The 19543-nt window shown below is 66.3% G+C and carries 15 protein-coding genes, 1 tRNA gene and 1 pseudogene; 14 read left to right on the top strand and 3 right to left on the bottom strand.

Annotation, left to right across the window (positions count from 1 at the left end; genetic code table 11):
• Positions 1–21: 21 nt before the first annotated feature.
• From VLK61_RS18645 to VLK61_RS18615, 7 genes are all read left to right on the top strand, one after another.
• Positions 22–1002 carry a Bug family tripartite tricarboxylate transporter substrate binding protein gene (locus VLK61_RS18645; RefSeq protein ID WP_325423122.1) on the top strand — a complete coding sequence of 327 codons (981 nt, stop codon included), beginning with the start codon at positions 22–24 and terminating at the stop codon, positions 1000–1002.
• A 144-nt stretch (positions 1003–1146) separates the two neighbouring features.
• Positions 1147–3270, top strand: coding sequence for an alpha/beta hydrolase domain-containing protein (locus tag VLK61_RS18640; protein WP_325423121.1), 2124 nt, complete (start codon positions 1147–1149; stop codon positions 3268–3270).
• 170 nt (positions 3271–3440) lie between these two features.
• Positions 3441–4649 carry a dihydrodipicolinate synthase family protein gene (locus VLK61_RS18635; RefSeq protein ID WP_325423120.1) on the top strand — a complete coding sequence of 403 codons (1209 nt, stop codon included), beginning with the start codon at positions 3441–3443 and terminating at the stop codon, positions 4647–4649.
• A gap of 47 nt (positions 4650–4696) precedes the next feature.
• Positions 4697–5572, top strand: coding sequence for a sugar phosphate isomerase/epimerase family protein (locus VLK61_RS18630; protein ID WP_325423119.1), 876 nt, complete (start codon positions 4697–4699; stop codon positions 5570–5572).
• 131 nt (positions 5573–5703) lie between these two features.
• Entirely contained in the window at positions 5704–7686 is a 1983-nt protein-coding gene (locus tag VLK61_RS18625) for a sigma-54-dependent Fis family transcriptional regulator (RefSeq protein WP_325423118.1), read from the top strand.
• A 282-nt stretch (positions 7687–7968) separates the two neighbouring features.
• On the top strand, positions 7969–9618 hold the full coding sequence (locus tag VLK61_RS18620; protein ID WP_325423117.1) for a flavin-containing monooxygenase: 1650 nt from the start codon (positions 7969–7971) through the stop codon (positions 9616–9618).
• Between the two features lie 32 nt (positions 9619–9650).
• Complete coding sequence (locus tag VLK61_RS18615) at positions 9651–10841, top strand: serine hydrolase domain-containing protein (protein ID WP_325423116.1); 1191 nt, start codon at positions 9651–9653, stop codon at positions 10839–10841.
• On the opposite strand, the gene speB is transcribed toward VLK61_RS18615, so the two are convergent.
• Together speB and VLK61_RS18605 are read right to left on the bottom strand one after the other, a co-directional pair.
• Positions 10831–11766 (bottom strand): agmatinase, encoded by a 936-nt coding sequence (speB, locus tag VLK61_RS18610; RefSeq protein WP_325423115.1) that lies wholly within the window; start codon positions 11764–11766, stop codon positions 10831–10833. The two genes, VLK61_RS18615 and speB, sit on opposite strands and share 11 nt — an antisense overlap.
• A 44-nt stretch (positions 11767–11810) precedes the next feature.
• The gene (locus VLK61_RS18605) at positions 11811–12173 is read right to left on the bottom strand and encodes a hypothetical protein (RefSeq protein WP_325423114.1); all 363 of its coding nucleotides are present in this window, start codon (positions 12171–12173) and stop codon (positions 11811–11813) included.
• A 14-nt stretch (positions 12174–12187) separates the two neighbouring features.
• Between VLK61_RS18605 and VLK61_RS18600 the strand changes: the two genes are divergently transcribed.
• From VLK61_RS18600 to VLK61_RS18575, 6 genes are all read left to right on the top strand, one after another.
• Positions 12188–12481: a hypothetical protein gene (locus tag VLK61_RS18600; RefSeq protein WP_325423113.1), complete on the top strand. Its 294-nt coding sequence runs from the start codon at positions 12188–12190 to the stop codon at positions 12479–12481.
• A gap of 595 nt (positions 12482–13076) precedes the next feature.
• Positions 13077–13146 (top strand) — tRNA-OTHER (locus VLK61_RS18595).
• A gap of 302 nt (positions 13147–13448) precedes the next feature.
• Positions 13449–14582, top strand: coding sequence for a slipin family protein (locus VLK61_RS18590; RefSeq protein ID WP_414636831.1), 1134 nt, complete (start codon positions 13449–13451; stop codon positions 14580–14582).
• A gap of 55 nt (positions 14583–14637) precedes the next feature.
• A complete protein-coding gene (locus VLK61_RS18585; RefSeq protein ID WP_325423112.1) occupies positions 14638–15855 on the top strand; it encodes an RtcB family protein in 1218 nt (405 codons plus the stop codon).
• Positions 15856–15879: 24 nt separating this feature from the next.
• Positions 15880–16206, top strand: a complete 327-nt coding sequence (locus tag VLK61_RS18580; RefSeq protein ID WP_325423111.1) for a 2'-5' RNA ligase family protein — start codon at positions 15880–15882, stop codon at positions 16204–16206.
• Between the two features lie 665 nt (positions 16207–16871).
• Positions 16872–17351 (top strand): hypothetical protein, encoded by a 480-nt coding sequence (locus tag VLK61_RS18575; RefSeq protein ID WP_325423110.1) that lies wholly within the window; start codon positions 16872–16874, stop codon positions 17349–17351.
• A 453-nt stretch (positions 17352–17804) separates the two neighbouring features.
• Here VLK61_RS18575 and VLK61_RS18570 read toward each other — a convergent pair whose 3' ends face one another.
• A complete protein-coding gene (locus VLK61_RS18570; RefSeq protein WP_325423109.1) occupies positions 17805–18656 on the bottom strand; it encodes a restriction endonuclease in 852 nt (283 codons plus the stop codon).
• 569 nt (positions 18657–19225) lie between these two features.
• On the opposite strand from VLK61_RS18570, the pseudogene VLK61_RS18565 reads away from it, so the two are divergent.
• A pseudogene (locus tag VLK61_RS18565) lies at positions 19226–19543 on the top strand (hypothetical protein); the annotation flags it as partial.

Genomic DNA, 19543 nt, shown 5'->3' with positions numbered 1-19543 from the left:
CACCGACAAGGAGACACCTTCATGAATCCGCTGCGCTTCCGACGCCGTGCACTCGCTGCCGCGCTAACCTGCATAACGCTCGGCCTGTCCATGGGCGCGCACGCCCAGGCCTATCCGAGCAAGCCCATCACCTTCATCGTGCCGTTCGCGGCCGGCAGCGCGACCGACCAGCTGGCACGTGCGCTGGGGCAGTCCATCACCGAGCAGACCAAGCAGGCCGTGGTGGTCGAGAACAAGGCCGGTGCCAGCGGCATGATGGCGGCCCAGGCGGCCGCCCGCGCCGGTGCCGACGGCCACACGGTGCTGATCACCACCAACACCACGCAGGCCGCCAATGAACACCTCTACAAGAAGCTGCCCTACGACCCGGTGAAAGACTTCGCACCGGTCACCGGCCTCGGCAAGGGCGGCCAGGTGCTGGTGGTGCCTGCCGCCTCGCCGTACAAGAGCGTCGCCGAACTGCTGGCTGCGGCGCGCAAGAGCCCGGGCAAGCTGAGCTTCGGCAGCGGCAGCTCGTCCAGCCGCGTGGCCGGCGAGATGCTCAAGCAGCTGAGCGGCACCGACATCCTGCACGTGCCCTACAAGAGCAACCCGCTGGCGATCACCGACCTGCTGGGTGGCCAGATCGACCTGATGATCACCGACACCTCGACCGGCGTGCCGCAGGTCAAGGCCGGCAAGCTGCGCGCGCTGGGCTATTCGACGCAAAAGCGCAGCGCGCAGTTGCCCGAGGTGCCGACCATCGACGAAGCCGGCGTCAAGGGCTACGACATGGGCTACTGGTTCGCTGCCTACGTGCCGGCCGGCACGCCGGCGCCGGTGGTGGCGCGGCTGCACGATCTGCTGGTCGCCGCGGTGAAGAGCGCGCCGGCGAAGAGCTTCTTCGACACCGCGGGTTCGGAGGCCTGGACCACCACGCCCGATGAACTCGCGAAGTTCCAGGCCGCCGAGGCGCAGAAGTGGGGCAAGGTCATCAAGGCCGCCGGCATCGATCCGGAGTGACCCCCGCGCGCGGCGCCTGACGGCCCGCCTGCTTCCCTCGTCCGGACTTTCAATGTACTCGTCCCTTCGGGCGCTTGTCGCGCCCGACGCGGGCGCAGCCTTGCCCATGAACATCCGCCAAGGATGACTTCCAGGAGACCTGCGATGAAACACGTGTTCCGTCTTGCCGCCAGCGCTGCGGCCTTCAGCTTGCTGGCCGCCTGCGGCGGCAATGACGATCCACCACCTGCCGCCGCGGCGAAGACGCCGCAGCTGCGCCTGACCATCAGCGCCACCGAGCCCTTTGCCGGCAGCTATGGCACGGTCGGCGACTACGAGAAGCTGACTGGCACGATCGCCGGCGAAGTGGATCCTGCCGACTCGAAGAACGCAATCATCCAGGACCTGGCGCTGGCGCCGGTGAACGCGAACGGCATGGTCGAGTACAGCGCCGACTTCGTGATGCTCAAGCCCAAGGACATGAGCAAGGCCAGCGGCGTGCTGCGTTACGACGCGCCGAACCGCGGCAACATGCTGACCTTGCTGAACCCGGCCGTCGCGCCGAGCGATGCGGTCTACCTCGAGCGCGGTTATGTGATGCTGTACTCGGCTTGGCAGGGCGACGTGCCCAAGACCACCCCGGCGCGCCTGACCGTGACCGTGCCGGTGGCGAAGAACAAGGATGGCAGCTCGATCACCGGGCCCTACCGCAGTGAACTGGTGCCGACTGCCGCAACGCCGGTGATGAGCTTGCCGGGCGGCGTGTTCAACACCACGATGATCCCCTACGCCCCGGCCAGCCTGGACAATACGCTGCCGGGTTATTCGTTGACGCGGCGTGCCAACGAGACCGACCCGCGCATCGCCATCGCGCCGGCCGACTGGAAGTTTGCCGACTGCAATGCGACGACCAATCCCTTCCCTGGCACCGCCGACGGCAGCAAGGTCTGCCTGAAGGGCGGCTTCGACCCGAAGTACCTGTACGAGTTGGTCTACGTCGCCAAGGACCCGAAGGTGATGGGCGTGGGCCTGGCCGCGCTGCGCGACACGGTGAGCTTCTTCCGCCACGCCAGCGTCGATGCAGCCGGCGCCGCGAACCCGCTGGCCGGGCGCATCACGCATGCCATCGGCCAGGGCACCTCGCAGTCCGGCAATGCGATGAAGACCTTCCTGCACCTGGGTTTCAACCAGTCGCTGGCCGGCGCCAAGGTCTTCGACGGCCTCTACGCGCATGTGGCGGCGCGGCAGACCCACATCAACACGCGCTTTGCGGTGCCCGGCGGCGGCGGTGGCCTGCGCACCGACCACACCGCTTTCGGCCAGACCGCGCCGCGTGCGCTGGACAAGGACTATGTCGACGAGTTGACCGGCCGCAAGGGCGGCGTGATGACCCGCTGCGAAGCGACGACGACCTGCCCGAAGTTCGTGCTCGGCCTGTCGGGCACCGAGTTCTGGCAGCTGCAGGGCTCGCCGGTGCTGACCGATGCCTACGGCTTCCGTGACCTGGTGCAGCCCGCCAACGCCCGCATCTACTACTACGCCAGCACCCAGCACGGCGGGCCCGGCGGCACGGCGAGCATCAACTACACGCCGACACGCAACGTCTACCCGGCCGGCACGGTGGTGCACTTCAACGACAGCTTCCGCGCGCTGTTCCTGGCGCTGGAAGACTGGGTGATGCGCGGCACCGAACCGCCGCCGAGCGCCGTGCCGCGCATCGCCGATGGCACGCTGGTGCGGCCCGAAGCGCTGCAGTTCCCGGCGATGAAGGGCCTGAGCTGGCCCGTGGCCGGCGTGCAGACGGCGGTGCCCGACTTCAGCTACCTGGCGCGCCACAACAGCTTCCCGCTGTTCGACTTCGGCCCGGACTACAAGCCGCAGGACGAATCGGGCATCGCCACGCTGCTGCCGCCGGCCTACCTCAGCCGCGACTACGCGATCCTGGTGCCGCAGGTCGACGCCGTCACCGGGCTGACCAAGGCCGGCGTGCGCAGCGCCGAGGCGCGGGTGCCGCTGGGCACCAGCATCGAGTTCAACTACGTCGCGACGCCCGGCATCGTCGACCTGTCGAACCTGACCGGCAGCTTCATCCCGTTCCACAAGACGCAGGCGGCGCGGCTCGCGGCGGGCGATGGCCGGCCTTCGCTGGAAGAGCTGTACGTCGATCAAGCCGGTTATGTCGCCGCGGTCACGGCGGCGGCGAACGAGCTGGTGGGTCAGCGCCTGCTGCTGCGGCGTGACGCGGACGGGATCATTGCGCGGGCCGTGGCGAGCCCGGTGCTGCCCTGACGCGATGCGCCTTGCGAGCGGGCGACCCCGGGAGTGATGCGGATCACAAAGTTGACCCAGGCCCTGGTTTTAGCGTCATGATTCACCAAATGGTGAATTAAGATGGCTTGTCGGCCCGCCTTGCGCCCGCCCACGGCGCGGTCGACCTGCCTTCGCTGGAGTCGCAAGCCATGCCATTGACGCTCAAGCTGCCTGCCACCGGTGGTGGCCTGCAGGCCTACCGCCTGCGCGACGCCATGCCCTGGGCGCCGCCGACGTCCCGCCCGGTGCTCGATCGCATCGCGTATTCGGCAGCCCATGTCGTCGCCGACGTGCAGGCCGACGCGGCGCCATGGCTCGACTGCCGGATCGACTGGGACGCGACCATCGCCTACCGCCGCCGGCTGTGGTCGCTGGGCCTGGGCGTCGCCGAGGCGATGGACACGGCGCAGCGCGGCATGGGGCTGGACTGGCCGACGTCGCTGGAGCTGATCCGCCGTTCGCTGGACGCCGCGCGCGATGTGCCCGGCGCGCTGATCGCCTCGGGCTGCGGCACCGATCACCTCGCCCCCGAGGCCGCGCGCAGCGTCGACGACGTGATCCGCGCCTACGAAGAGCAGATGGCCGCGATCGAAAAGCTGGGCGGCACACTGATCATCATGGCCAGCCGCGCGCTGGCCCGCGTGGCGCGCAGCCCGGCCGACTATGAACGCGTCTACGATCGCGTGCTGCGCCAGGCCAGGCAGCCAGTGCTGCTGCACTGGCTGGGCGAGATGTTCGATCCGGCGCTGAAGGGCTACTGGGGCAGCGACGACGTCGACCAGGCCACCGACACCGTGCTCGGCATCATCGAGGCGAACGCCGCCAAGGTCGACGGCATCAAGATCTCGCTGCTCGACAAGGACAAGGAGATCGCGCTGCGCCGCCGCCTGCCCGCTGCCGGCGGCCCCGATGGCCGCGGCGTGCGCATGTACACCGGCGACGACTTCAACTACGCCGAACTGATCGCCGGCGACGGCGCCGGCACGCTGCCCACGCATGGCAAGAGCGATGCGCTGCTGGGCATCTTCGACGCCATCGCACCGGCCGCCAGCGCCGCGCTGGCGGCACTGGCCGCCGGCGACACCGAGCGCTTCCACGCCATCCTTGCGCCGACCGTGCCTTTGTCGCGCCACATCTTCGGCGCGCCGACGCGCTTCTACAAGACCGGCGTGGTCTTCATGGCCTGGCTCAATGGCCACCAGGACCACTTCACGATGGTGGGTGGCCAGCAGAGCGCACGTTCGCTGCCGCACTTCTGCGACCTGTTCCGGCTGGCCGACGCCGCCGGGCTGATCGAGCAGCCGGAACAGGCCGTGCGCCGCATGCGCGCGCTGCTCGTGCTGCACGGCATCGAATGATTCCCCGCCGATGAAACAACTCGACCGCTCCGTGGCCTGACGACGCGATGCGCGACTTCACCCACGACCACCGCTGGCTGTCGATCAACACCGCGACGCTGCGCAGGCAGCACGGCCAGGAGCGGCCGCTGATCGAGATCCTCGACGACTGCGCACGCCACGGCATCCGCGCAGTCTCGCCCTGGCGCGACCAGGTGGCCGCCGCCGGCCTGCAGGCCACCGGCCGCACGCTGCGCGCGCACGGCTTCGAGCTCTCGGGCTACTGCCGGGGCGGCATGTTCACGGCGGCGGATGCTGCGGGCCTGCAGCTGGCGCGGGACGACAACCTGCGCGCTCTGGACGAGGCCTGTGAACTGAACGCGGCCTGCCTGGTGCTGGTGGTGGGCGCGCTGCCCGGCGCGCTGCAGGGCCAGGCGGCGCACAAGGACATCGCGCTGTCGCGCCAGCAGGTCTTCGATGGCATCGCCGCGCTGCTGGAGCAGGCGCGCGCGCGCCGCATGCCGCTGGCCATCGAGCCCTTGCATCCGATGTACGCGGCCGACCGGGCTTGCGTCAACACGCTGGAGCAGGCCCTCGACCTGTGCGACGCGCTTGATCCGCAACGCAGCGGCGCGCTGGGTGTGGCGGTGGACCTGTACCACGTGTGGTGGGACCCGAAGCTGCAGGCGCAGATCGAACGCGCCGGCCGCGAGCGACTGCTGGCCTTTCACGTCTGCGACTGGTTGACCCCGACCACCGACCTGCTGAACGACCGCGGCATGATGGGCGACGGCGTGATCGACATCCGCCAGGCGCGCGGCTGGGTCGAAGCGAACGGCTTCGCCGGCTACAGCGAAGTCGAGATCTTCTCGCACCGCTGGTGGGCCCTGAGCGGCGAGCAGACGCTGCAAACCTGCATCGAGCGCCACCGCCGCTGCGTCTGAACGGCCGTGTCCCGGTTTCGGGACACTCGGCAGGGTTTCATCCGCTTGATCCCACTCCGGGCGGCTTGTGTAATGCCGCGAGGAGCCAGCGCCCCGCACGAGGGTTCGTCCAGCAATCCAGGAGGCGAGCCATGATGCCCAAGCACAGCCCGTACGTCGGGTTCGAAAAAGATGCCCGCGGCGTCAAGAGCCTGTGGGAGCGCTTCAACGCCGGGTTGATCGACATCACCGATCCGCGCAGCCCCTACCAGCAGTTGCTGCTGAGCGAGTGGCAGCGCTGCCGGGCGCTGGGCGTCGACGTGGCGATGAGCAAGGGCCGCCGCCTCAGCGACCACGAGTTCCGCTTGCGCTTGCAGGCCGAGCAGTTGCTGCTGGAGACCTCCGTGCCCATCGTGCAGGACGTCGGCCGCTTCCTCGACGACGTGCCGGGCATCATGATCCTGACCGAGCGCACCGGCTGCATCCTGCACATCACCGGCGATCCGAAGATCCGCGACATGGCGGCCCTGCGCTCGGGCATCGTCGAAGGCTCGCAATGGGATGAAGCGTCGGCGGGCACCAACGGCTGCGGCACGGCGCTGTCCAAGCGACAGCCGGTGCATGTGTTTGCCACCGAACACTTCTGCGAGGGCTGGCATTCCTGGACCTGCGCTGCAGCGCCGATCTTCGACAGCGATGGCGAGACGGTGCTGGGCCTGATCGACTTCACCACCGTCGAATCGGACTTTCGCGATCAGGCGCTCGCTTTGAGCGTCTCCGTCGCCAGGACCATCCAGGCCCGCATGGCGCTGCACCGCGAGCTCGAACGCAGCCGGCTGCTGATGGCCTTCAGCGATGCGACGCGGCACTATCCCAGCGACGACATGCTGGCGCTGGACCACGCCGGCCGCCTGGTCATGCACACCTCGAGCGAGCGCTGCCGCCGGATTGCGCTGCAGTGGTCGTCGGGCGGCTTCGAAGGCACGCCGGCCGTGCGGGAGACCATCGAGGTGTGCGCGCCCGACTCGGCGATGTGCATCGGCACGATCGTGCTGCTCGCCAAGCCGCTCGGCTACGAGCGTGTGTTCCGGCTGCCGAGCCACACGCCAACGCTGCGCGAGGCGGTGGAGCCGGTCAAGCGCTTCGGGCACTTCATGACGCGGGATGCCGAGACACGGCGCATGCTGGATGAACTGCAGCGCGTGGCGGCGGCGGACGTGAGCGTGCTGATCATCGGCGAGACCGGCACCGGCAAGGAACTGCTGGCCAGACACCTGCATGCCTGCAGCCCGCGCCGCGACGATCCCTACCTCGCGGTGAACTGCGGCGCCATCAGCGAAGACCTGATGGAGAGCACTTTCTTCGGCTACGTGCGAGGCGCGTTCTCCGGCGCGGACCCGCGCGGTCGTGCAGGTTATTTCGAAACCGCCCGCGGCGGCACGCTGTTTCTGGACGAAGTCGGCGAACTGCCCCTGGCCATGCAGGCGGCGCTGTTGCGCGTGCTGGAAGACGGCAGCTTCCAGCGTGTCGGCTCCTGCGAGACACAGCGGGCGCGCTGCCGCATCGTTGCGGCCACGCATCGCAAGCTGGAGCAGTTGGTCGCCGCGGGGCGTTTCCGCCAGGACCTCTACTTCAGGCTGAAGATCGTTCAGAAGACGATCAAGCCCTTGCGTGAGCGGCAGTGCGATGTGTCGCTGCTTGTCGACCAGTTCGTCGACGCGATGCGGCAGAAGCACAGCCTGGCCCCAGTGCAGATCACGCCGGAGGCCCGCGCCGCGCTCGAGCGCTACCCCTGGCCCGGCAATGCGCGCGAAGTGCGCAATGTGATCGAAGCGGCCATGCTGTGCGCCGACGGGCCGATCGGGACGGAGTACCTGCCGCCCGAGATGCTGGGCGATCCGGAACCCGCGGCGGTGCTTGCAGGGCAGGCGGGCCTGCCGGGCGAAGACTTCGGTGCGGTGCGCGCCTACGAGCGGCAACTCATCGTCGGCCTGCTGCGCAAGTACCGCAAGGCCAATCATGTGGCCAAGGCCTTGGGCATTGCACGATCGACGCTGTATCGGAAGTTCAGCGAGTTGAACATCGATCAGGCCCAGTTCATGGTCGGCGACGTGCAGGAAGAGCCCTGCGAATAGCGGCGTCGCTGAGGTGTCCGAGGCGGCGGACACAGGTGTCCGATGCAGGACGGCAGCGCCGGCGGATTGAAGCGCAACAAGCGGCGAATTAGCGGTTTCTCCCTGTGGAAACCCTGCGATTCGGCCTGCAGTGGTGGTGGCACACGACGTGCGAATAGGCAGAGCGGCTAGCGGACATTGAGTGCGTCCGCGCCGAACGTCGACACATCCTCGTATCGACGTGTCGATTCGATCGGCCGTTGGTCCGGTCGTGCCACCACCCAGCTTCGCAAGGAGACGACTTTGACAACATCCACTCACGCCGCTGCATCGGCGAACGGGTCTTCCCACGCAACGCGGCTCGACGCCGTGGTCATCGGCGCCGGTGTCGCCGGCCTGTACCAGCTGCATCGGCTGCGAGAGCTCGGCCTCGAGGTCCGGGCCTACGAGACGGGCTCCGGCGTCGGCGGCACCTGGTACTGGAACCGCTACCCCGGCGCCCGCTTCGACTCGCAGGTCGAGGTCTACCGGTACTGGTTCTCGGAAGATCTCTACCGGGACTCGAAACCCAGCGAACGCTTCCCCGGTCAGCCGGAGAACGAAGTCTGGCTCAACCATGTCGCCGACCGCCTGGATCTGAAGAAGGACATCCGCTTCGATACCCGCATCGCCTCGGCCCACTACAACGAGGACAGCGGCCGCTGGCTGGTGACCACCGAGGCCGGCGAGCGCATCGACACCCAGCACGTCATCGCCTGCGTGGGCATGCTGTCGGCGCCGCTCACCGAGCGCTTCAAAGGCCAGGCCAGCTTCAAGGGCCAGATCCACCACACGGGCCTGTGGCCCAAGGAACCGGTGGACCTGAAAGGCAAGCGCGTGGCCGTGGTCGGCATCGGCGCCACCGGCATCCAGGTCATCCAGACCATCGCCCCGGAGGTGGGGGCGATGAAGATCTTCGTGCGCACGCCGCAGTACGTGATCCCGATGAAGAACCCGAAGTACAGCCAGGCCGACTGGGACGGCTTCTCGGCCCGCTTTCACGAACTGAAGAAGCGCGTGCGCGAAACCTTTGCCGGCTTCGACTACGACTTCGACTCTGGCCCCTGGGCCGAGAAGACAGATGCCGAGCGCACGGCGGTGCTGCAGAAGCTGTGGGACGACGGCTCCCTGGCGCTGTGGCTGGCGTCCTTCCCCGAGATGTTCTTCGACGAGGCGGTCAGCCACGAGGTGTCGGAATTCGTGCGCATCAAGATGCGCGAGCGGCTGCGCCACGACCCGCGCCTGTGCGATCTGCTGATCCCCACCGACTACGGCTTCGGCACGCACCGTGTGCCGCTCGAGAACGGCTTCCTGGAGGTCTTCCTGCAGGACAACGTGGAAGCGATCAACTGCCGCGAGACGGCGATCGAATGCATCGTTCCCGAAGGCATCATGATGGCCGACGGCACGGTGCATGAGGCGGACGTGATCATCCTCGCCGTGGGCTTCGATGCCGGCACCGGTGGCTTGACACGCATGGACATCCGCGGGCGCGATGGCCGGTCGTTGAAGCAGGAGTGGTCCCAGGAGATCCGCACCGCGATGGGCATGCAGATCCACGGCTACCCCAACCTGTTCTCGACCGCTTCGCCGCTGGCGCCCACCGCCGCGCTGTGCAACATGACCACCTGCCTGCAGCAGCAGGTCGACTGGGTCACCGACTGCATCGCCTACGCACGCAAGAACGGCAAGCAGGTCATCGAGCCGACGAAAGAGTTCGAGGACGCCTGGGTCCAGCACCATGAAGAGACCGCCGCGGCGACGCTGGTGGTCAAGACCAACTCCTGGTACATGGGCTCGAACGTCGAGGGCAAGCCCCGAAGGCTGCTGTCCTACATCGGCGGCGTGGGCAACTTCCACAAGCGCTGCGACGAAGTGGCCGCCAACGGCTATCCCGGTTTTGCAATGCGCTAAGGCTGTTTCATCTGCCCAAGGAGACTCACACCATGAATCACGTTATCAAGCAAGCGGCCGACGCCGTGCTCGGCTACACCACCGGCCGGCTGGGCGGCGCGCCTGGCGTCGTCGCGATGGTCACCGATCGCAATGGCAATCTCTACGAAGGCGCGTCCGGCAAGCGTGAGCTGGGCCAGGACCAGCCGATGACCACGGACTCGGTGTTCGCGATCTTCTCGACCACCAAGGCCATCTGCGGTACCACCGCCATGCAGCTGATCGAGGAGGGCAGGATCAAGCTGTCCGACCCGGCGAAGGCCTACGTGCCCGAGATCGCCGAGGTTGGCGTGCTGACCGGATTCGACGCCGACGGCCAGCCCACCACGCGGCCACCCAAGCGCGACATCACGATCAACGACCTGCTGCTGCACACCTCCGGTTTCTGCTACGAGTTCTTCAGCGCCGACGACCTGAAGTACCGCACCGCGAAGGGCATTCCGACCGTCGTGTCCTGCACCAATGCCTCGATCAAGACGGTGCTGCTGCACGATCCGGGCGAAGCCTGGGCCTACGGCGTCAACCTCGACTGGCTGGGCAAGATCGTCGAGGCCGTGCGCGGCAAGCGGCTCGGCGCGGTCATGCAGGAGCGCATCTTCGAGCCGCTGGGCATGACGGAGATCGGCTTCACGATGACGCCGTCAATGAAGGCGCGCCGCGCGACCATCCATGACCGCGCGGCCGATGGCAAGCTCACGCCGCTGCCCGACCTGGCGCTGCCCGACCCGCCCGAACTGGACTGCGGTGGCCATGGCCTGTATGCGACGGTGGGCGAGTACATGAAGTTCATCCGCATGTTCCTCAACGACGGCGCCGGCCCGAACGGCCGCGTGCTGAAGGCCGAGACGGTGGCGCTGATGTCCCAGGACGGCTTGCGCGCGATGGATCTCTCGGCGGGCGGCTGGACGACGTCGATCCCCTCGCTGACCAACAGCGGCGAGTTCTTCCCGGGCCTGCCCAAGGGCTGGGCCTACACCTTCATGGTCAACCGCGAGCAGGCGCCGACCGGCCGGCCGAAGGATTCATTGATGTGGGCGGGTCTGGCCAACAGCTACTACTGGATCGACCGCAAGACGGGCATCGGCGGCTACTGGGCCAGCCAGATCCTGCCGTTCCACGACGTTGCCTCGTACCCCGGCTTCGTGGACTTCGAGGCGGCGGTGTATCGCGGCATCAAGGCCTGAGTCTGGAAGACGAAACCCTTGCCTGGCGTCCGGCCAGGTAGGTCCATACGAAGCTGGCTGCTGCGTAAGACGTGAGCTCGGCGTGGTCGTAGGGCGGTGAAACCTCCACACAATCCATGCCGACGAAATCGAGGTCGGACAGGTCTTCCAGCAGCGTCATCACCTGGGCCGTGCTCAGGCCCGCCGGCTCGGGCGTTCCGGTGCCCGGAGCGAAGGCCGGGTCGAGGCAGTCGATGTCCAGGCTCAGGTAGACGGGCGGCTGGCCGTGGGCCTGCAGGCGCTCACGGATCGCTGCCGTCAGCGGCGCGAGTTCAGTGCTGTTGTCGAGCCCACGCAGCTCGCGCGCGGTGAAGATCAAGCCGCCCTGGTCGCGCACGTACTCGCGAGCGGCGCGCTCGCCGGCTGACCGGATGCCGATCTGGGTGAAGCACGCGTTGACCACCAGGCCTTCCTGCATCGCCTCGTACACCCAGGTGCCATGGCCGCTGGGTTCGCCAAAGTGCTCGGTCCAGGTGTCGCAGTGGGCATCGAAGTGAATCACCGCCAGTGGCCGCCCTTGTTGCGCATGCAATGCGCGCAGGATCGGCAAGGTCACCGAATGGTCGCCGCCCAGCCACACCATGTGCCGCGCGGCCAGCAGCGCGGGCAGCTGTTGCGCCAGCGCGGCGCGCATCGGTTCCAGGCCGGTGTTGGGCAGCAGCAGGTCGCCCAGATCCTTCAGCACGGCGCGCGGGCTGCAATCGAAGTGCGGATGAATGCCGTCACACAACATGTGGCTGGCCTGGCGAATGGCGCGCGGTCCGAAGCGCGCGCCGGGCCGGTTGCTCGTGGACCCGTCCCAGCACAGGCCGGCGATGCCGAAGGGCGCATCGGCACGGCCGGCGCGGAGGAAGGTGGTTTCGTCGAGGTAGGCGAAGTCGTGCATGCAGGTCTGGCAGGGGTTGGCTGTCGGCGTGCAAGCCTACCTGCTCAACCCGCCATCTCTCGCAGTTGCGCGCGCAATGCCTTGCGCCCGTCGCTGTTGGTCACGCGCCATGCCTTCAATGCCAAGGCCAGGAACTGCTGCTCGCCCTGCGAGACCGTCTCGGACGCTTGTTCTTCGTCCAGCCAACTTGAAGGCTTGCCGCAGTGCTGTTCGATCTGCCGTGCCAGCTTGTCACCGATGGGGCGAGATGACTTGATCTGGCTCCACATGCTCGGCGAGATCTCCAGTGTTGCGGCAAACGCCTGCTCAAGCCCCTTGGGGGCGGTACCGGAGGCGAGGGATTTCTCAGCGTAGGCCTGGAACAGAGCCAGTGCGTTCTGTCTTCGAGTGACGGTGATGCTGACCACTGCTTGTCTTCGCGATGCAACGAGTTCAAACATCATTGTCGCAGGGGGTTGACGGCTGGGTAAAGACTATTTACAGTCCGCCTCCTCTGCTCATCGAGCACAACTTCTTCTCAGGAGGCTTCATCGTGAAATCCGCGGACGTCGTCACAAGCAACCGACCCGTGCATGGGGTGGTTGTGTTCGTGCGTGCCGCAGCGGCGATGAAGTCGTTCGGCGGTTACGCGAGTGCACTGCATCTGAGCCTGCCGGCGGGCTGCCAGCTTGATCGGGACGAGGACCAGATGCATCCGGGAGAGGGCAGCGCATAGGCGCGCACCCTCGAATCTCTGTACGCAGAGGCCCGGATCTGACAAGGATCCGGGCCTTTTTGTTTTCTGATCCACTCCACTTCGGGTGTGTCCTTTCACTCCGTTGCCGCGCGATACGGTGTTGGCGGTGCGGGATGTGCGCGGTCCTTGGCCAGACAACGTGCAGCGAGACACCACATCCGACGGGATGCTCGCGTTTGGGCACAGCCGAAGTGGAGACACCAGTCAACAGAAGCTCTCGTGGAGCTCACGCTTAGAGGGTGGAAATCGGCCGCAACGATTGGGCGGCGCCGGAACCCGTGACCGGATGGAATGCAGAGCAGCGCTCCGAAGGTCCGCGCGGACCTGCACGAGCGGCTGGCCGCAAGGCTGGCGAAGGGATCGCGCCTGTGCTGATGCACGGGCGCACAAGAGTCTGCTGAGGAAGGCGAACGCTCACAGGTCAGGGGTTGGAATTCACGTTCGCCCTGCCGGTGTGCGGCATCCGGATTCGTCCGTGGATGTCGCACATGCCGCGCCGCTGGAATCAGCTGATATCGGCCATCAAGTGGTTTGCACCTCGTGTGCCGGGTTCGACTCCCGGATGGCCACCACTGTTGTGTAGCTCAGTCGGGTAGAGCAGCTTCGAAAGAAGCCTGTCGAAGGTTCGAATCCTTCCCAACGCATGGCCTGATAAGCCATTCAGTGAAAACTGGTCGAGAGACCACGCCGAACGCGGGCAGTGGGTGGATCGCCTCGACGACATGGCTCGCCGTGTTCGAGGGGCGTGAGGCCTGTTGCCCGTCAGAGATGGCGGTTCGACGCTGAACCCGCCCGGCCCGCGCCCGCGGCCAGCCGACGCGATCACCGAAAGGTGCTTGCCGAAGCGCACCGTGACGTCCGGTCCATGGCACTCAGCGTCCACCGCCATCGCTGTAACGGCACCCACTTTTTGTCCGCACGCAAGAGAACAAGGAGAACGATCATGATGATCAAGCGTGTCACTGTGAAGAAGAACGAGCGCGGTCTGCTGCTGCGCAATGGCGACTTCGAGCGCGTGCTGCAACCCGGCACGCACTGGCTGTTCGACGGCATCGACCACCTGCGCGTCGAAACCTTCGCGCTGGAGCAGCCGGCGTTCACGCACGGCCTGGCCGACTACCTGATGGCCAAGGAGCCGGCGGTGGTCGCGGCAGAGTTCTTGCGTGTCGAACTGAGCGAAACCCAGGTCGGCTTGCGCTCGGAAAACGGCGCGTTGGTCGAAGTGCTGGCGCCGGCCACCCGGCGCCTGTACTGGAAGGGCCTGGTCGACGTGAAGGTCGAGGTGATCGATATCGCCGAGTCGGCAGAGGTGCCGGCGTCGACGGTTGCGCGTCTCGTGCAAACGCAGCTGCGCCAACGTGCAGTGGCCGGTCTGGCTGGTGTGCTGCAGGTGCAGGTGCCCGAACACGGCGCCGGCATCCTGTGGATCGACGGCAAGGTCGAGCGGTTGCTGACGTCGGGCTCGTACGCCTTCTGGAAGTTCAACCGCAACGTCGCCGTGGAAGCCGTGGACCTGCGTCTGCAGGCGGTCGAAGTGACGGGTCAGGACATCTTGACCCGCGACAAGGTCGGCCTGCGGCTGAACCTGTCGGCCACTTGGCGCTACGTCGATGTGCTGAAGGCCTTCACGCAACTGGCCAAGCCCGCGGAGCACCTGTACCGTGAGCTGCAGTTCGGCCTGCGGGCGGCAGTCGGCACGCGTACGCTGGACGAGTTGCTGGAGAACAAGACGGTGATCGACGAGGTCGTGAGCACCCACGTGCGCAGCAAGCTCGCGGCCTATGGCATCGAGCTGGATGGCGTGGGCGTGAAGGACATCGTGCTGCCGGGCGAGATGAAGACCATCCTCGCCCAGGTGGTCGAGGCCGAGAAGGCGGCCCAGGCCAATGTGATCCGTCGGCGTGAAGAGACGGCAGCGACGCGCTCGCTGCTCAACACCGCCAAGGTGATGGAGGGCAACCCCGTCGCCCTGCGCATGAAGGAGCTCGAGACGCTGGAACGCGTGGCCGAGCGCATCGACAAGATCTCCGTGTTCGGCGGTCTGGACCAGGTGCTCAACGGCCTCGTGAAGCTGGGTTGAGCACGCACGCCGCTCGCGCTATGGTGCGAGCGGCGTCCCCTACAAGGACAACACCATGGAAACCAACTACATCCACGAAGACGTTCCCGGCGGCGTGCCGGTCAAGCTATGGACGCGCGGCGTACCCGTCGAAGACGAAGCCAGGCGTCAGCTGACCAACGCCGCGCGGCTGCCCATCGTCTTCAAGCACATCGCGGCGATGCCCGATGTGCATTTCGGCACCGGTGCGACCGTCGGCTCGGTGATCCCCACGCTCAAGGCCATCATCCCGGCCGCGGTCGGCGTCGACATCGGCTGCGGCATGATGGCTGCGAAAACCACGCTCCGCGGCGAGGACCTGCCGGACAACCTGGCGCCGCTGCGCTCGGCGATCGAGCGCGCGGTGCCGCATGGCCGTTCGCCGGGTGCGCGCGACCCCGGCGCGTGGAGCAAGGTACCGGGCTCGGTGGACACGGCCTGGGCGCAACTGGAGCCCGAATTCACCGAGCTGTGCCGCGACTACCCGAAGCTGGCGAAGACCAACAACCGCGTCCACCTCGGCACGCTGGGTACCGGCAACCACTTCATCGAGGTCTGCCTCGACGAAGCAGGCTTCGTCTGGTTCATGCTGCACTCGGGGTCGCGCGGCGTGGGCAACTTCATCGGCACGATGTTCATCGAGTTGGCCAAGCAGGACGCGATGCGCACAGTCGTGCAGCTGCCGGACCGCGACCTCGCGTACTTCGAGGAAGGGGCGCGCTACTTCGGCGACTACGTGCGCGCGGTCGGCTGGGCCCAGAGGTTCGCGGCCATCAACCGCGAGCTGATGATGAAGCGTGTGATCGAGGCCGCGAAGGCGGTGATCCACAAGAACTTCCAAAGCCATGTTGAAGCGGTGAACTGTCACCACAACTATGTGCAGAAGGAGCATCACTTCGGCGAGGACGTCTACGTCACCCGCAAGGGCGCGGTGAGCGCGAAGGCCGGGCAGCTGGGCATCATCCCCGGCAGCATGGGCGCGCGCAGCTACATCGTGCGCGGCAAAGGCAATGCGGACAGTTTCGAGAGTTGCTCGCACGGCGCCGGACGCCTGATGAGCCGCGGCGAAGCCAAGCGCCGCTTCACGCTGGCCGACCACCGCGCCGCGACCGAAGGTGTGGAGTGCCGCAAGGACAAGGACGTGATCGACGAGACGCCTGCGGCCTACAAGGACATCGACGCCGTGATGGAAGCGCAGCGCGATCTGGTCGACGTCGTGCACACGCTGAAGCAGGTGGTGTGCGTCAAGGGCTGAGCCGCCGGGGGTGTTCGCCGAGACGTGAACACCTCTCTTTTCTGGGGCTGGGCCGGACGGAGACAGTCGCCGGCATGCCGGAACGGGGCGCTCGTCCTGTTGGAAGGCGAGGGCAGTACACCCCTCCAGGCCTTTCGCGATGCCCTGGGTCAGGCGCTGGTGCAAGCCGGCGTGCCGGTCGACTTTGGTGGTGCTTTGCACATGACGCTGGCCTATGGCGGCGACCCGGTGCACGAGCATCTCGTCGAGCCGGTGCGCTGGGTGGTACAGGACTTCGCGCTCGTGCACAGCCTTGTCGGGCAGGGTGATCATCGACACCTCGGCCGCTGGCCGCTCGTGCCGCACCACTGAGCGACGCTATTCGATGTTCTGCACCTGAACGTCGAGTGCGGAGCTAAGTGCTTGTCGTGCCGTCAGATCCTGTTGGTCTTCAACCGAAAACCCCACAACAAACCCCACAGGTCGATCATGCATCGGCTCGCGGAGAGCTGTCGTTGGTGAGCTGCAGCCTCGCTACTGTACCCCTGCCTGCGCGGGTCGTCTTGGTTCGTTGCTTCCGGTGCTGTCGCCACCGGCGACGGTGCCAGGACTCGCGCGACAACGTGCGACGAGGAGGATCGAAAAACGCCTGGCGGGGCCCGCCAGCGCTGGATTCCTGTCAACAAAGGTGGGTCAGTTACTGCGGAAGTTACTGCATGATCGCCGTTGCTTTTCGGTCTCCCGGGTGATGGCTGGCTGAGGGCGGTCTATCCGTGCGCAAAGGGAACACCCGGACCGTCTGGGTCATGGAAACGGGGTTCGGCGCAATGCTCTTGGGGCGCTGGCGCGAAGAGCTGGCCCGGCGGCCGGCTGACAAGGTCCGTCGATAACGGCACATGACGGATCCCCACAGCGACCTCATCGCACAAGCCGAAGCGACCCGAAGGAGGCGAACATGAGCCGCGCACCAGCCGACCGCAGGCGATCCACAGGCTGTACGATTCCGTGGCCACACGCTGCACAGATACCACCTTCGCATGTACATCTCCGACGCCCGGCACTTCCTGGACCTGGACGACAAGGGCGCCATCGCTCCTCTGCGCGGGCCAGCCAAGGCGATGGCTGAGTTCCATGCCGGGGTCGTCGCCTACGCCACCGACTTCCACGAAGTCGGCGTGACGCTTCCTCGATGCTTCAAGTGCAAGAAGGGCGCCGTTCATGCCGAACTTGCGCACGACGACGCCATTGTTTGGGGGCTGCCCACGCTGCCAGGCCGGAGGTCGCATCTCGAACTGGCAAGGCACGCTCTGGGACCTCAGCGACAGGCCCGACCCGGCCAGCTGACGACGATGCCCGCTTTGGCCGGCAAACGCGTGCGGATGGCCGACATCGTCATTCAGTTGGCGAACCGCAGACCGATCCGCGTGGTCCGCCGGGTGTACTTCGTCGTGAGCTTTGATGAGGTCGGCCGCCTGGACATAACGCGGTTCCTCCAGCAACAAGTGGGCACTTGCTGAGTCGGCACTGGAGCCTGTTCTCGCCGTGCCCAATGACGACGCCCCCGTTCTCGACGCGTCGTCGCGATTCATTGCCCAGGGTGGCCGATGGCAACCGCAGGCCGTTCTGGCTCAGCGCATCGACGACACCGCCCTTGGGCGCACGTAGCCGACCCTCAGCTGGGCGCACGATAGAGGATAGAGGTCCATAAACCGGCCATTCGTGGGCACCGGCAATCGGCCAGTTGCTGTCGTTCGCGGGCGGGCCCCGTGCGACAGCTTCAGACTGGACCCGGACATTGGTCTGCCGCGATTGAATGACGGCGGCCGCCGTCAGCTGTCGTTCGAGACGTGGCACCGCGACCGGTCGCAGTCGTTCTGAAGCGACCGCTCGACGCCATTGCGGGAGTTGGGCCGACCGCCGACCGCTTCGGCCGGTGAGCGGAGTTCAACCCGCGCCGTTCCAGTGATGGTTCATGGAAACAGGTCGCGCACCCTAACGAAGGCTTCGCCAGTTTCGGCCGCGCGCCGCACCTTGCTAGCGATGACATGGTTTAGCGGCAGGCCTCGATCCAAAGCCTCGTAGAGATCGAGGCCGTCCATGCAGACGACGCGCTTTCCGCGGCCGAAGGCGTGCAGTCCGTCCGGCGTGAAGCCGCTGTTGCTGAAAAAGATGCCCCTGGACCAGGCTGCCTTTTGCTCCAGCTTGCCATGGAAGACGTGCAAATCCGCCGCGGCCGTCGGAGCGGCCTGCCACTTGGCTTCGACCAGGTAGGTTTCGCCTTCAAGCTCAAAACTGCCGTCGATCTGTTCGCCCTTCAACCGGAATCCGTCGCGGCCGCGCAGCCCGAAGGCATTGAACAGCTGCGTCAGGAACTGCTCGAATGCGTAGCCGCGCTCCTGTGGCTCTAGCGCCGAGACGCGCATCAGCTCGCCCTTCAGGTGTGGCAAGGCGTTGTGGTCATACGCCTGCACCGGTCGCTGCCCGAAGAGCGGCGAACTTGGCGCACCGCCCTTCCCCATCAGTTGATCGACAAGCGCGAGCAGCCTGCCTTGGGCGTTGTGAACGGTCTCTTTTTCCCCTCGCTGCGCGTGCATGCTCACGCGGTAGCCCCAAAGGGCCTCCAAGACACGCACGGCGGTCGCCGCATCGACCAGCTGCAGCAGGCAGCGCACGCGCTTGGCCTTCGATGTCCCGTTAGCCGCGTAGCGCTCATCGTCAACGTCGATATTCAGCTCTTCGCGAAAAAACGAACCCATCGTGCGGTCGGAAAAATCCAGCACATACCCAGACTGCATGCCGAAAACCTCATCGAGGAATTTCATGTCCAGAGTTTTGATTTTCGGCATAAGACCTCTGTCGGAGCAGTTGACTTGATGTCCTGAAGTATCCATGGCAACGGCAGGCCTCCAGGCCAAAGCGTCGTGGGAGCGCCTGTCGACGCAGCAGCTGCCCCAGAGCCAACGGCCACAAACTGGCGTCGGTGCCGTCGAGTTTGGATGTCTGCAAGTGGCCGACTCCGGGTCTACGCTGAAGTCACCGAAGGCTGAACTTCACCAGCGAGTCTGCCAAGTTGGCTGTCAGCTTCCTGGCACAGTCGCGAACTCACACACCCGGCCATCAAGAGTCGGTCATGAATGGCGGCTTCCCGGCGGCTCGGTCTCAACTTTCGAACGGCTCAGGATAGGGCGAGAAGTCTTGGGATCCTAGGCGCGGAGCGACAGCGCTGCAAGTGCGGCGCGCGAAAGGTACCCTATGAACGAATGGCACTTACTTTAGCTGCTGGTGCCCCGCAGCGCGCATAGGTGGTGAAGCCAAAAGAGGTGGCTGACCAAGGACCGATAGGATGGTTGGTTACGAAGCACCCAACCCATCTTTCCGAAGGCCAGCCAACATGGATCGTAATGCCCGAAGCGTTTTGCATCAACGGCGAAGGAGCATCGGGCGACGGTTGAGGGCGACCGGGGCGGTAGAGTACTTCAACGTGTTGACGGGCCCAGAGTTGTTGGAGACGACCGAGGCGCTGCTCGAGGCCACCGAGAAGAGCCTGCAGCAGATCAAGAGCAGCGTGGAGGCCGGCCGGCTCGTCGGCGCCACCAAGATTGGCGTGCGCGTGGGCAAGGTGGTCAACCGGTACAAGGTGTCCAAGCACTTTGATCTCGACATCGGTGAGGCCTCATTCACGTTCTCGCGCCAGCTCGAAGCGATCAAC

It is taken from the genome of Aquabacterium sp., assembly GCF_035476535.1.
Classification (GTDB): domain Bacteria; phylum Pseudomonadota; class Gammaproteobacteria; order Burkholderiales; family Burkholderiaceae_C; genus Pseudaquabacterium.
The sequence above is the reverse complement of the archived record's forward strand: the minus strand, read 5'-3'. Positions and strand labels throughout refer to the sequence as shown.

Coding starts and splice junctions, on each gene's coding strand:
- VLK61_RS18645 (WP_325423122.1), top strand. CDS start 22: ATGAATCCGCTGCGCTTCCGACGCCGTGCACTCGCTGCCGCGCTAACC.
- VLK61_RS18640 (WP_325423121.1), top strand. CDS start 1,147: ATGAAACACGTGTTCCGTCTTGCCGCCAGCGCTGCGGCCTTCAGCTTG.
- VLK61_RS18635 (WP_325423120.1), top strand. CDS start 3,441: ATGCCATTGACGCTCAAGCTGCCTGCCACCGGTGGTGGCCTGCAGGCC.
- VLK61_RS18630 (WP_325423119.1), top strand. CDS start 4,697: ATGCGCGACTTCACCCACGACCACCGCTGGCTGTCGATCAACACCGCG.
- VLK61_RS18625 (WP_325423118.1), top strand. CDS start 5,704: ATGATGCCCAAGCACAGCCCGTACGTCGGGTTCGAAAAAGATGCCCGC.
- VLK61_RS18615 (WP_325423116.1), top strand. CDS start 9,651: ATGAATCACGTTATCAAGCAAGCGGCCGACGCCGTGCTCGGCTACACC.
- speB (WP_325423115.1), bottom strand. CDS start 11,766: ATGCACGACTTCGCCTACCTCGACGAAACCACCTTCCTCCGCGCCGGC.
- VLK61_RS18600 (WP_325423113.1), top strand. CDS start 12,188: ATGCAACGAGTTCAAACATCATTGTCGCAGGGGGTTGACGGCTGGGTA.
- VLK61_RS18590 (WP_414636831.1), top strand. CDS start 13,449: ATGATCAAGCGTGTCACTGTGAAGAAGAACGAGCGCGGTCTGCTGCTG.
- VLK61_RS18585 (WP_325423112.1), top strand. CDS start 14,638: ATGGAAACCAACTACATCCACGAAGACGTTCCCGGCGGCGTGCCGGTC.
- VLK61_RS18575 (WP_325423110.1), top strand. CDS start 16,872: ATGTACATCTCCGACGCCCGGCACTTCCTGGACCTGGACGACAAGGGC.
- VLK61_RS18570 (WP_325423109.1), bottom strand. CDS start 18,656: ATGAAATTCCTCGATGAGGTTTTCGGCATGCAGTCTGGGTATGTGCTG.